Consider the following 8,758-nt stretch of genomic DNA (forward strand, 5'->3'; position numbering starts at 1 on the left):
CGTTGTCCTCGTTCTCGCCCTCGCCGGACGCCGCCGGTTGCGGGGGTCCGGGCGCGCGCTCCTGCGCCGCCTTCTTCTCCGGCGCGGTCACAGGCTTCTTCTCGGCGGATGGCGCGGCCTTTGTCACCCCCCGGGCCGCCTCGGTGTCGATACGCGCGATCACATCGCCCACCTTGATGGTGTCGCCCACGTTGGCGCGGATCTCCGACACCACGCCGGCCGCCGTGGAGGGCACCTCGAAGACGGCCTTCTCGGTTTCGAGTTCGATGAGCGGCTGGTCCACCGCGACGGTGTCACCGGTGCTCACCAGCACCTTCACCACATCACCGCTGTCGACGTTCTCGGAAATCTCGGGCAGCTTGATTTCGACGATCATGGAATTCTCCGGTTCAGACGTGAGCGGCGATTATGTCGCATATCGCGGCCCAGCGCAACGGTGGCGGTACCGGTCGGCCGCGCGGACGCGACACCGGCCCGACGCGATTTCCGCAGCGCGATTTCAAATGTTTCGCGCGAGGACCATGAGCGGAGGACCGGTGTCGCGTTCGCGCGCATGACCGCCCCCCGAATAGCCTGTTCGATCAACTGCTCGAGTACTTCTTCTCGATGGCCTTGACCTTGTCCAGGCGGCGGCGGTGGCGTTCGTCACCCGAGAAGCGCGCGTCGAGGAAGGCGCCCACCAGCTCCAGCGCCACGGACTCCCCCACCACACGCCCGCCCAGTACGAGAACATTGATGTCGTCGTGCTGCACACCCTGGTGCGCCGAGTAGTGGTCGTGACACAGCCCCGCGCGCACGCCCGGGATCTTGTTGGCCGCCACCGATGCACCCACACCGCTTCCACACAGGATGATACCGCGCTCGGCACGACGATCACGCACCGCAACACCCACCGCTTCCGCAAAATCCGGATAGTCGACGGCCGCGGTGCCGTTGGTGCCGAGATCCAGCACTTCGTGTTTCCCTTCCAGCAGAAACGCCTTGATGCGTTCCTTGAGCTCGAAGCCCGCGTGATCCGCCCCCAGTGCAACCTTCATCCTGCGCCCTCCTCGCTAATCCCCCAGCGCGATGCCCATGGCCCGCGCCGTGGTGATGAATCCCCCGTCGAGCGGAACCGTGCGCAGTCCGCTCACCGCCTCCGAAATGGGAACGTCCACGACATCGGCACCGGTGTACGAAACCATGCGGCCGAAACTCCCCTCGGCGATCAGCCGGACGGCGCGGGTGCCGAACATCGTGCACAGGGCGCGGTCCATATTGGTCGGGCTGCCGCCGCGCTGCAGGTGCCCGAGCACCACCGTGCGCGTTTCCTTGCCGGTACGCTTCGCGATCTCGTCCGCCACAATCAGGCCGATGCCGCCAAGGCGCTGCTCGCGATTGTCCTGGGCGGCTGCCACCGCATACTTGCCGTTCACCTCGCGCGCGCCCTCCGCGGCCACCACAATACTGAAGTGGCGGCCGGCCGACTCGCGCTCGTCGATCTTCGCGCACACGCTGTCCCAGGTGAACGGGATTTCCGGAATCAGGATCACGTCGGCACCGCCCGCAATCCCCGCGTAGATAGCAATCCATCCGGCATAGCGGCCCATCACCTCGAGCACCATCACGCGGTCATGGCTCTCGGCCGTGGTGTGCAGGCGATCCAGCGCGTCCATGGCACACGCCACGGCGGAGTCGAAACCGAAGGTCAGGGCGGTGCCGTTGAGGTCATTGTCGATCGTCTTGGGAACGCCCACCACCGGAATACCGTGTTCGTGCATCTGCTGTGCAACGGTAAGCGTGCCATCACCGCCGATCACCACCAGCGCGTGCATCCCCAGCTTGTCCATGCCGCGCCGGGTTGCTTCGAGCAGCTCGGCCGGCAGCCGGCGGATCTCGCCGGAGCCGGTCTTGGCGGCGAATCGGCCGCGGTTGGAGGTCCCCAGGATGGTGCCGCCGCGCGTGAGCAGGCCATCGAGATCGCGGTAGAAGAGCGGCATGATGCGCTGGGGTTCGACGAGGCCCTCGTACCCGCCGAGGATACCAATGGCCTGCCAGTCGTGACGGAGGGCGGCCTTGGCCACGGCGCGAATGACTGCGTTCAATCCGGGGCAGTCGCCCCCGCCGGTTACGATGCCGATCTTCTTCGTCATGGTGCGTTTGCGATCAGTCCAGGTATCCAGACTTCTCGCCCAGCTCCCCTTCGCTCTCTTCGCCGCGCGCACGGTCGCGTCCGAAGGTGGCGTCGAGACCGATCGCGAACGCCTTCTTCTCCGCGTCGCTCAGGCGCGCCTCCGGGTGCGCAACGAGGTAGATTCTCGGAGGCATCTTCCCCTCGAGAACCTCCTCGGCTGACTCATGGCCCTCGTCGTGCGAGACCACCGTGGACACGTTGAAATTGGCCCGCGCTTCGTCGACGTCGTGCTGCACCAGCCACGACACTGGCGCGACATGGCTGTACCATGGCCAGGTGGTGGCGTGACTGTGACAGTCGCCACACGCGCGCTCGAAGGTGGCCCGGGTCTCCACGCTGTTCCACTGCGGCTCGCGGGTGACGGGCGGGTTGGCGTGATTGCGGCCGTAGGGGACGAGCTGGATCAGAACGAATACGGCAACCAGCCCCAGAACGATTTTTCGAACCATAAACGCCCCCGTCTTCGTCCTAGTCCGAGTGCGGGTTGGGCTTTTCCGGGTCGATCCCGAAGTCGGCCACCGCGTCCTTGAGAAGCGACTTCTTCACGTGCCCGTCGCGCGCGAGCGCGCGCAACGCGGCCAGAACGATGTAGCGCGCATCCACTTCGAAGAAGTCGCGCAACCCGGCGCGATTGCTCGAGCGCCCGAAACCATCGGTGCCCAGGAAATCGAACTGCCCCGGTATCCAGCGCGCGATCGACGCCGGAAGCACCTTCATGTAGTCCGACGCCGCCACGTAGACGCCCTTCGTGCCCTTGAGCACCTGCGCTACGTACGGCACCTTCTCGTCCTCGCCCGGATGCAGCAGGTTCCAGCGCTCGCAGTCGATGGCATCGCGATAGAGTTCCTTGTACGAGGTCACGCTGTACACATCCACCGGCACGTCGTAGGCGTCCTCGAGGATGCGCTGCGCCTTGATCACTTCGTTGAGAATGGCGCCGCTTCCGAACAGGTTGACGCGGTTCTTCGCGTCCTTCTTGCCGGACGAGCGGAACAGGTACATGCCGCGCAGAATCCCCTCGCGCGACCCCTCCGGCATGGGCGGCATCTTGTAGGTCTCGTTCATCACCGTGATGTAGTAGATGAGCTGCTCGTTGTTCTTGTACATCCGCTCCAGGCCATCGTGCAGGATCACCGCCAGCTCGTAGGCAAAGGTGGGATCGTAGGCACGCAGGTGCGGGTGTGGAAGCGCCAGCACGTGGCTGTGTCCATCTTCGTGCTGCAACCCTTCACCGGCCAGCGTGGTGCGCCCCGAGGTGCCGCCCAGCAGGAAGCCCTTGCAGCGCATGTCACCGGCCGCCCAGATGAAATCCCCGATGCGCTGGAAACCGAACATCGAGTAGAAGATGAAGAACGGTATCATGTTGATGCCGTGCGCGGCGTACGAGGTACCGGCGGCAATGAACGACGCCGTGGATCCGGCCTCGGTGATGCCCTCCTCGAGAATCTGCCCGTCGACGGCCTCTTTATAATAGAGGAGCGTCTCGCGATCGACCGGTTCGTACAGCTGCCCCAGGCTGGAGTAGATGCCCACCTGCCGGAAGAGCGACTCCATGCCGAAGGTACGCGCCTCGTCGGGGACGATGGGAACCACGTTCTTCCCGATGGTCTTGTCCTTGAGCAGCGTGGTGAGCATCTGCACGAAGGCCATGGTAGTGGCCACTTCGCGATCTCCGCTTCCCACGTACATCTCCTTGAAGATCGACGCGGGCGGTATTGCCAGTGGGGGCGCGCTCTCGCGGCGCACGGGGATGGATCCTCCCAGCGCTTCCCGCCGCTTCTTGAGATAAACCAGGTCCTCGCTGTCCGCGGGCGGCTTGTAGAACGGCGCCCGGGCCACGTCCTCGTCGTCGATGGGAATGCCGAACTTGTTGCGAAACGCGCGCAGTTCCTCTTCGTTGAGCTTCTTCTGCTGGTGGGTGATGTTGCGCCCCTCGCCGGCCTCACCCAGCCCGTAACCCTTGATGGTCCACGCCAGGATCACGGTGGGCTGACCGGTGTGCTCGGTGGCGGCCTTGTATGCCGCGTACACCTTCTCCGGATCGTGTCCGCCGCGCTTGAGCATGCGCAGCTGGTCGTCGGTGAGGTTCTCCACCATCTTCATGAGGCGCGGATCGGCGCCAAAGAAATCCTTGCGAACGTACTCCCCGGACTCCGTGGCATACTTCTGGAACTGGCCGTCGACCACCTCGGTGAGCCTCTGCACCAGGACGCCGTCCTTGTCCTGCGCGAGCAGCGGGTCCCAGTCGCCGCCGGTGATCACCTTGATCACGTTCCAGCCCGCACCCCGGAAGGCCGCCCCCAGCTCCTGGATGATCTTGCCATTACCGCGCACGGGGCCGTCCAGACGCTGCAGGTTGCAGTTGATCACGAACACCAGGTTGTCCAGCCGCTCGCGTGAAGCCAGCGTGATGGCGCCCAGCGCCTCCGGCTCGTCCATCTCGCCGTCGCCCATGAACGCCCACACCTTGCGCCTGGACGTGTCCAGAACGCCACGATGCTCGAGGTAGCGGTTGAAGCGCGCCTGGTAGATGGCGAGCAGCGACGTGAGCCCCATGGAAACGGTGGGGTACTCCCAGAACTCCGGCATCAGCCACGGGTGCGGGTATGACGAGAGCCCCTCCTCGCGCAACTCGTGGCGGAAGTTCTCGAGATGTTTCTCGCTGATACGCCCTTCGAGGTATGCGCGCGCGTAGATTCCCGGCGCGGCGTGTCCCTGGTAGTAGATGAGATCGCTGCCCTCGGGATGATCCTTGCCGCGGAAGAAGTGGTTGAACCCGACCTCGTAGAGCGTCGCAGCCGACGCATAGGTCGAGATGTGACCACCGATGCCCGCGTCCTCGCGGTTGGCGCGCACCACCATGGCCATCGCGTTCCAGCGCATGTAACTCTTGAGCCGCCGCTCGATGGCGCGATCACCCGGGTAGCGCGGCTGCTGCGACGGTGGAATGGTGTTGATGTACGGCGTGTTGCCGGGGAACTGGACGCGCACACCGTACGACGTGGCGCGGTCCTGCAGGCGCTGCAACAACTCCTGCACACGGCCCGGTCCGTCGGTCTGATAGATGTAGTCGAGCGACTCCAGCCACTCGCGCATTTCCTGACGGTCGTCTTCGGCCGCTTCCGCCGCGCCGGCATCCTTCTTCGGCGCATCCGCGGCCGCCTTCTTCCTCGACATGGGGTCGTCCTCCCGCGGCTGCGCCTGCGCCGCCTTCTCGTCCCGGGTTGTGCTCATGCGGAGACGATACGACAGCCCAAGGCTTAAGTCAATTTCAGGAAACGCGTTGCGTCGACGCGCTCATTCCGTCCAGTACTTCTCCAGGTGGAGGTTGCCGGGATGGCCGGGGGTATGCTTGCGGAAGCCGAGGCCGTGCAACGACGCTTCAAGTTCTTCGATCATCAGCGGATTCCCGCACAGGAATACGTGACACTGCTCGGGGTCGAGCGAGAAGCCGGCCGCTTCCGCGAAGCGGCCGGGTACCAGCATGTCGCTCACGCGGCCGCGCGCTCCGCGCCAGGCGGAGTCCGCGGGCTCGCGCGTGACCATGGGCAGGTATCGAAAGCGCTCATCCATCGCCGCAAACGATTCGAGTTCCGCGCAATACCCGAGGTCCGCCGCGTAGCGCACGCCGTTGAAGAGAACCGCGCGCCGCCAGGGCGGATTCCCGCCGAAGGTGCGCACCATCGACACGTAGGGGGCCACCGCGGTTCCGGTCGACACCATTACCAGGTCGCGTCCGGCCGCGAAACCGTCGAGCGTAAAACCACCGCTGGCGCGCGGGGAAAGCCACACGCGCGCTCCCACCCGCTGTTCGAACAGCCACGAGGTGAACTCACCATCGTCCACGTGGACCAGGAACAGCTCCACCTCCCCGCGCTCCAGCGCAGAGGAGCCGATGGAGTAGGAGCGCTTGATCAAACACGCGCCGCGGCCGGCGATGCGCCCGATGGACACGAACTGGCCGGGCAGAAACGGGGCGAAGGGCCCGTCATCCGGCACCACGGAGAGCAGCATGAGGTGCGCGTGCAACTCCTCGCGCCGGGAAATGGTGGCGTTGTAGTGGTATGTGCTGGCCATGGGGTTGCGCGCAACGCTAACACACGGGACCTGTGCGGCGCAAAAGAACCCCGCTTGCGGCCGGGGACGAGCACCACGACCCGAAAGGGTCTTGACTTTGCGGCACCACCGCCTAGAATGTTGGCTTCCGGTTCCCCGAAGCCACCGGCGGCCCCGGCGCGTAGATGCGGCCCGGGTTCCGACTCTTCTCTCGCAGACATATCGCATTTTTTCTGGGGGCTATTGAATGACACGCAAGATGCCGTTGTGGGGGGTTGTCCTGTCCCTCGCACTTGGATGGGGATCGCTGGCCTACGGCCAGCAACAGACCCCGGTTTCGGCCGCGAACGACTCGCTCACCACCACCGGCGAGGAGGTGGCGCCCACCACAGGCGGTGCCGGCCCGACCGAGATGACCGCGGACACGACCGGCACCATCCGCCGCGTGCGGCGCGCGGACGATCGATTGATGTACTACATGTCGATGGGGGTGGGCTCGTCCATCAACTACCTCCCCGAGTCCTTCAAGGACAGCTACGACCCGGCGTTCGGCATCCGGATCGGTGGCGGGGTTACCCGCTACAACCTGCGGCTCGGCATCTCCATCAGTTATAATTTCTTCTTCTCGAATGGTCCCACCACGCTCTACCCGGACGACCTGAACATCCTGACCGTTTTTGGCGAGTTGAAGTACGTGCCCGTGGGGAAGACCATCCGCCCCTACCTCCTGGCGTGCGGAGGTTACTACCGGCAGTGGATCGTCAACACGGAGTACACGGAGAACGTGCTCGGTTACGGTGGCGGCGCGGGCATTGAACTGGTCATCGACAAGGTGCGCCACCTCTACATCGAGGGGCGCTACGTCCAGGGTCAGACACGCGAGACCGAACAGCAGGCAAACACGGAATCCATCCCGATGGCGCTCGGCGTCGTCTGGGTCTTCTAGGCGTCACGCGGCACCAACAAAGAGGGCGACGGACTCGCGTCCGCCGCCCTCTTGCGTTTGCGGCAACCGGAAGGCAACCGTTACTTCATGCCCGCCGATCGAACCGCCGCCGGAACCGTGTCGGCGAACTGCTCGAAATTCTTCTCGAACAGCGCAACGAGCTCCCTCGCCTTTGCGTCGTAGGCGCGCTTGTCCGCCCACGTATCCCGCGGCATGAGCACCTCCGTCGGCACACCGGGGCACTCGCCGGGCACGTCGAGCCCGAAGATCGGGTCCTTCACGAACTTGACGTCGTTGAGCTTCCCCTCCAACGCGGCGTTCACCATGGCACGCGAATACGCGATCTTGATGCGCGAACCCACGCCGAACCCACCCCCGCTCCAGCCGGTGTTCACCAGCCAGCAGCTGGCCTTGTGATCGCGGATCTTCTTCGCCAGCAGGTCGCTGTATACGGTGGGTGGCAACGCCAGAAACGGCGCTCCAAAGCATGTCGAGAACGTTGCCTGCGGCTCCTTGCCCATTCCGCGCTCGGTGCCGGCAACCTTGGCCGTGTAGCCCGAGAGGAAATGATAGCTGGCCTGCTCGGGCGTCAGCCGCGAGATGGGCGGCATGACGCCGAACGCGTCACAGGTGAGCATGACCACGTTACGCGGGTGCTCGCCGATACCCTCCAGCTTGGCGTTGTGGATCTGCGTAATGGGATACGATGCGCGCGTGTTCTCGGTGAGGGACGCGTCGTCGAGGTCGATCTCGCGGGTCAGCTCGTCCACAACCACGTTCTCGAGCACGGTACCAAAGCGGCGCGTGGTGGCGAAGATCTCCGGCTCGGCTTCCGCGGAGAGCCGGATCGCCTTGGCATAGCAGCCACCTTCGAAGTTGAATACGCCGTGGTTGGTCCAGCCGTGCTCGTCGTCGCCGATGAGGCGGCGCTTGGGATCCGCCGACAGCGTCGTCTTGCCGGTGCCGGAAAGCCCGAAGAACACCGCCGTGTCGGCGGAGGGGCCCTCGTTGGCACTGCAGTGCATCGAAAGCACGCCGCGCAGCGGCAGCAGGTAGTTCATGACCGTGAAGATCGACTTCTTGATCTCGCCCGCGTAGGACGTGCCGCCGATCAGAACGATGCCGCGCCCGAAATGCACCAGGATGAATGCTTCGCTGCGCGTGCCGTCGATGGCCGGGTCGGCCTTGAAGCCGGGCGCACCAATCACCGTAAACTGCGGTTCGTGATTGCGCAGATCATCCGCGTCGGTGACCGGGATGAACATGTTGCGCGCGAACAGCGAGTGCCACGCAAGCTGCGTGATCACGCGGATGGGCACTCGTTCGGACACCTCTGCTCCCGCCCAGCAATCCTGCACGTAGACCATGCTGTCTTGCAAATAGGCCTGCACACGGTGCAGCAGGCGATCGAACTTCTCCTCGCTGATGGGGCGGTTCACCTTGCCCCACCAGATCTTGTCCTTGCTCGACGCCTCCTCGACGACGAACTTGTCCTCCGGGCTGCGACCGGTGTACTTCCCCGTCTCGGCGCACATCGGGCCGTCGGCCGCGATGAGCCCCTCGCCGTTCATCACGAACTCCTC

At 64.8% G+C, this 8,758-nt stretch carries 8 protein-coding genes; 1 reads left to right on the forward strand and 7 read right to left on the reverse strand.

The genetic code is table 11. The features are described 5' to 3' along the window. The 6 genes from OEX18_15100 to OEX18_15125 all read right to left on the reverse strand — a co-directional run. Positions 1 to 376, reverse strand: a 376-nt coding sequence (locus tag OEX18_15100; GenBank protein ID MDH4338595.1) for a branched-chain alpha-keto acid dehydrogenase subunit E2, incomplete at its 3' end; no start/stop codon positions are given. A gap of 205 nt (positions 377 to 581) precedes the next feature. Next, entirely contained in the window at positions 582 to 1,037 is a 456-nt protein-coding gene (gene rpiB, locus OEX18_15105) for a ribose 5-phosphate isomerase B (protein ID MDH4338596.1), read from the reverse strand. 15 nt (positions 1,038 to 1,052) lie between these two features. Then, positions 1,053 to 2,132 (reverse strand): 6-phosphofructokinase, encoded by a 1,080-nt coding sequence (locus tag OEX18_15110; protein ID MDH4338597.1) that lies wholly within the window; start codon positions 2,130 to 2,132, stop codon positions 1,053 to 1,055. Positions 2,133 to 2,145: 13 nt separating this feature from the next. Beyond that, entirely contained in the window at positions 2,146 to 2,622 is a 477-nt protein-coding gene (locus OEX18_15115; GenBank protein MDH4338598.1) for a heme-binding domain-containing protein, read from the reverse strand. Between the two features lie 19 nt (positions 2,623 to 2,641). Next, positions 2,642 to 5,350 carry a pyruvate dehydrogenase (acetyl-transferring), homodimeric type gene (gene aceE, locus OEX18_15120; protein ID MDH4338599.1) on the reverse strand — a complete coding sequence of 903 codons (2,709 nt, stop codon included), beginning with the start codon at positions 5,348 to 5,350 and terminating at the stop codon, positions 2,642 to 2,644. Between the two features lie 120 nt (positions 5,351 to 5,470). Then, positions 5,471 to 6,250, reverse strand: a complete 780-nt coding sequence (locus OEX18_15125) for a ferredoxin--NADP reductase (protein ID MDH4338600.1) — start codon at positions 6,248 to 6,250, stop codon at positions 5,471 to 5,473. 226 nt (positions 6,251 to 6,476) lie between these two features. Between OEX18_15125 and OEX18_15130 the strand changes: the two genes are divergently transcribed. Next, complete coding sequence (locus OEX18_15130) at positions 6,477 to 7,175, forward strand: porin family protein (GenBank protein MDH4338601.1); 699 nt, start codon at positions 6,477 to 6,479, stop codon at positions 7,173 to 7,175. Between the two features lie 80 nt (positions 7,176 to 7,255). On the opposite strand, the gene pckA is transcribed toward OEX18_15130, so the two are convergent. Next, positions 7,256 to 8,758, reverse strand: a 1,503-nt coding sequence (pckA, locus tag OEX18_15135) for a phosphoenolpyruvate carboxykinase (ATP) (GenBank protein ID MDH4338602.1), incomplete at its 5' end; no start/stop codon positions are given.

It is taken from the genome of Candidatus Krumholzibacteriia bacterium, assembly GCA_029865265.1.
Taxonomy (GTDB): Bacteria; Krumholzibacteriota; Krumholzibacteriia; order WVZY01; family JAKEHA01; genus JAKEHA01.

Coding starts and splice junctions, on each gene's coding strand:
- aceE (MDH4338599.1), bottom strand. CDS start 5,350: ATGTCGAGGAAGAAGGCGGCCGCGGATGCGCCGAAGAAGGATGCCGGC.
- OEX18_15125 (MDH4338600.1), bottom strand. CDS start 6,250: ATGGCCAGCACATACCACTACAACGCCACCATTTCCCGGCGCGAGGAG.
- rpiB (MDH4338596.1), bottom strand. CDS start 1,037: ATGAAGGTTGCACTGGGGGCGGATCACGCGGGCTTCGAGCTCAAGGAA.
- OEX18_15110 (MDH4338597.1), bottom strand. CDS start 2,132: ATGACGAAGAAGATCGGCATCGTAACCGGCGGGGGCGACTGCCCCGGA.
- OEX18_15130 (MDH4338601.1), top strand. CDS start 6,477: ATGACACGCAAGATGCCGTTGTGGGGGGTTGTCCTGTCCCTCGCACTT.
- OEX18_15115 (MDH4338598.1), bottom strand. CDS start 2,622: ATGGTTCGAAAAATCGTTCTGGGGCTGGTTGCCGTATTCGTTCTGATC.